The sequence below is a fragment of the Noviherbaspirillum malthae genome (genome assembly GCF_015352985.1).
GTDB lineage: Bacteria > Pseudomonadota > Gammaproteobacteria > Burkholderiales > Burkholderiaceae_D > Noviherbaspirillum > Noviherbaspirillum malthae.
Genome location: NZ_JACYXF010000155.1, coordinates 1 through 2998 on the forward strand (window position 1 = coordinate 1; position 2998 = coordinate 2998).

The 2998-nt window shown below is 56.2% G+C and carries 2 protein-coding genes and 2 pseudogenes; 3 read left to right on the forward strand and 1 reads right to left on the reverse strand.

The annotated features are described in order from the left end of the window. Positions 1 to 188 precede the first annotated feature (188 nt). Entirely contained in the window at positions 189 to 554 is a 366-nt protein-coding gene (locus IGW03_RS37365; protein WP_194727441.1) for a hypothetical protein, read from the forward strand. 52 nt (positions 555 to 606) lie between these two features. On the opposite strand, the gene IGW03_RS37370 is transcribed toward IGW03_RS37365, so the two are convergent. Next, a complete protein-coding gene (locus IGW03_RS37370) occupies positions 607 to 1419 on the reverse strand; it encodes an alpha/beta hydrolase (protein ID WP_194727442.1) in 813 nt (270 codons plus the stop codon). 675 nt (positions 1420 to 2094) lie between these two features. Here IGW03_RS37370 and IGW03_RS38625 point away from each other — a divergent pair. After that, positions 2095 to 2364 (forward strand): annotated as a pseudogene (locus tag IGW03_RS38625) (transposase); the annotation flags it as partial. 208 nt (positions 2365 to 2572) lie between these two features. Further along, positions 2573 to 2871: pseudogene (locus tag IGW03_RS37380) on the forward strand (helix-turn-helix domain-containing protein); the annotation flags it as partial. Between the last annotated feature and the right edge of the window lie 127 nt (positions 2872 to 2998).

Genomic DNA, 2998 nt, shown 5'->3' on the forward strand with positions numbered 1-2998 from the left:
CGGCATCATCCGTCGTAGTACTGCTTCTTTCCGTTCCGCTGAATACGCTTTCACTTCGCCTCTTTGCCCGCCCCGGATTCATTACGACTCAAATCAGGTGACGCGACAACTATCCTGACACCGGGGGCACGCAGGAATCCGACACTGGGAAGCCATATACACAAGGTGCTGTTAGCGGGCATATTAAATTGTGGAAGAAGGACGCAAGTGGAGCTTGGGTTGATCGCACCATCGATATGCTTGCGGATAACTCCGGCTGCATTTTAGCTCGTAAGATTTTGATTGCCGACTTTAACGACGATACTTACCCGGACGCCTATTTTTCTTGCAGTGGATTTGACGCAGACCCATTTGCAGGCGAGGCGCAGCGAATTCTCCTGAGCGATCCAGTCACACGGAAATACAAAAACACCATAGTTCCTGTAATTGGCTACGCTCATGGCGCAAGCGCTGCTGACATCGATAGCGATGGCAAACTTGACGTTGTTGTTGCAGATATGAGGGGAAATAACAGTAGGCTAATGCAGCACCACCATACATTTACATCAGCGTGAGTAACATGACAGAGTAGTGCTAATGGATATGCAGCCGCTCCCAATAGGAGAGTCAAGACGCTGCGGCGCTGGCCCGAAGTCCGGCGATGAAGGTTTCCACGTGATGCAGCGTGCTTTCCTTGCGCACGCAGCTACATCGCGCATTCGGTTCGTCGAGCGCGACCGGTGCAAGGCGGCGCACGGTGGTCGGTACGCCGGCGGCGATCAGCTTGGCGCCGTAATGCTCGGCCTCGTCACGTAACGGATCGTCATCCGTCGACAGGATCAGCGCCGGCGGCAGGTGCTTCATGCGGCTCGACTGCAACGGCGATGCATATGGATGCACGCGGTCAATCGCATGCGGTAAGTAGCTGCGATAGGCCGCCGCGCAGGTATCGGCGGCTTCCAAGCCGCCGTTGCGGGCCGACGCGGTGCGCATCGAACAGGTGGTCAGGCCGGGGTCGAGCATGGGCATCATCAGAATTTGTGCCGTCAGCGCGGGTCCTCCGCGGTCACGCGCCATCAGTGCCGACACAGCGGCCAAGTTGCCGCCGGCTTCTAGCCCAGCCACGATCAGGTTGGGGGACCTCCAGCGCTGGCGCTTGCAGTAGCGGTTAGCCCAGGACAGCACCGCATGCGCATCCTCTATGGCCGCCGGAAAGGGTAGCTCATTGGCTAGGGTATAACTTGCGGCCAATACGTTCAAGCCAACACGCACTGCCAGCATGCGGCAGAACAGTTCGCAAGCTTCCAGCTCATCGGTGATGAAACCGCCGCCCGGGAAGTAGACAATCAGGCCCTCAGTGGCCGCCGGCGGCTGAAAAAGCATGGTGGCGAGCTCCCGATGCGTGCCCTTGACCGCCTGCCTACGCATCGTCACTTGCATTGTAAGCGCTGCTAGGTCAGGCGGACGATCGGCTGGTCGCACAACCTCGTCGTCAAGGCATGCCGTTCTTTTGGTCGTCATGGGTCGTACTATAACGTTGTTCTGCAATGTTGGTAAATGGCCTGAGGCGAATTGACTATTCAGTTTGCTGAACAACAAAGTCCGCCATTTAGAACGCGCAGCAAGCCGGCTGTTGTTAAACGCCAACGTTTTGCTCCCGCCCCCTGCCAGATCCCTTTTCATCACTATGTAGGAAATGGCAGGAAAGGGCGATGAGGTGGGCAAGCGTAGGCATGGACGATCAGATGACGGGCGACCCTTTCGCAGCGGCTGGTAAAAGGCCCACATTCCACTTTAAAGTGGCGGACCGCGCTTGGTAGGCGTTGAGTGTGTAATCGCGGGTAGCCGAATGGGCGCGCTGACCGATTTAACCATCTGGGGGCGGCAAATCATGAATGAACGTTGGAACCGACACGACGAGGCGACTACGTTGGAGACGTCCGTCCATCTACCGAGTTACGGAGTGGAAGATGAGGTTCCAAGCGTCAGACCTTCGGTGATCCGATGTCGTGCGAAAGGATCAGCACTGTCGACATAACGCATTGCCGAATGCACTGAGGTAGCCTGACATTTGTGGACACTCCCGTTTGATGCACTGAGTAAATGGGAGAAGGCATGAAGAAAGAAATCAGGAATTACACGCCCGAGTTTCGGGCCGAAGCAGTAAAGCTGGTGCTGGAGCAGGGACTGTCCCTGGAAGCGGCGGCGTAGCGGCTAACCGTGCCCAAGGGAACACTGTCGAACTGGGTAATAGCGGCCAAGCGTAGAAGTAGCGCAGGCACTGCAGCGCCGGGAAGCCGGAGCGTAGTCGAGCTGGAAGCCGAGGTCGCCAAGTTGCGCAAAGAATTGGCTACAGAACGCATGGAAAAAGAAGTGCTAAAAAAAGCGGCGGTAGGTTCAACTGGTCACTGCAACAGGCTCTCAAGTTTATCTGCCGGCGTCCGAAATCCCAACGTTTTTCGCGGACGTTGATTCAACTGTAGTAGTTTCGACTTGAGCGTACAGTAAGGCCTTGCCAAAGGGTGGGGTTACCCGGTTTGATAGAGGTGCGAATCTTTATTAAACCAGCGCAAATGCGCCAAGGAGTAACCCCATGAGTAGTGTTCCTCAGAACGTCATCAAACACAAGGTCGGCTTGCTGAATCTGGCTGCCGAGCTTTCAATGTGTCCCGCGCCTGCAAGGTGATGGGCTTTTCCCGCGACACCTTTTATCGCTATCAGTCGGCGCTGGAGAGCGGCGGAGTCGATGCCCTGCTCGACGCCAACCGCAAGAAACCCAATCTGCGCAACCGGGTCGAGGAAGCCACGGAAACAGCCATTGCAGCCTTTGCTATTGAGCAACCAGCCTTTGGGCAAGTTCGAGTTTCCAACGAATTGCGCAAGCGCGGCATCAGAGGTGGCCCCGTTTGATTGGACAGCATATTGCTGCTGCTAAGTGGAGCTTCGCGGAAGTAGGGTTGCCATCTATGCTGCTTGTGGCATTGGCTGGTTGCCGAAGTAGAACGCATCCGGAGTCACG

What these genes read in the sequence shown, in the direction of transcription:
- IGW03_RS37370 (WP_194727442.1), bottom strand. Translation starts at nt 1,419, where the DNA reads ATGCAAGTGACGATGCGTAGGCAGGCGGTCAAGGGCACGCATCGGGAG.